At 60.3% G+C, this 468-nt stretch carries 1 protein-coding gene; it reads left to right on the top strand.

What is annotated here, in order from left to right:
- A partial coding sequence (locus X744_RS139670; RefSeq protein WP_023763255.1) for a sulfate ABC transporter substrate-binding protein occupies positions 1–468 on the top strand: 468 nt, incomplete at both ends.

Genomic DNA, 468 nt, shown 5'->3' on the forward strand with positions numbered 1-468 from the left:
TGGTCTCGGCCGACTGGCAGAAGGATTTTCCAGACAACGCCTCGCCCTTCTATTCGCTGCCTTCGTTTCTCGTCCGCGCGGGTAATCCCAAGCACATCAAGGACTGGAACGACCTCGTGCGCGACGACGTGCAGGTGATTTTCCCCAATCCGAAGACATCGGGCAATGCGCGCTACACCTATTTGGCGGCCACCGCCTACGCCAAGGAAGCCTTCAAGGGCGACGACGCCAAGGTGAAGGAGTTCATCACCAAGCTGTTCAACAACGTGCCGATCTTCGACACTGGCGGGCGCGCCGCGACCACCACCTTCGTGCAGCGCGAGATCGGCGACGTGCTGATCACTTTCGAATCCGAGACGCGCGGCATCCGCAAGGAATATGGCGACGACAAATTCGAGCAGGTCACCCCTTCGGTCAGCCTTCTGGCGGAATTCCCGGTGGCGATCGTCGACAAGGTCGCCGACGAAC

The sequence above is a fragment of the Mesorhizobium sp. LNHC252B00 genome, assembly GCF_000502955.1.
GTDB lineage: Bacteria > Pseudomonadota > Alphaproteobacteria > Rhizobiales > Rhizobiaceae > Mesorhizobium.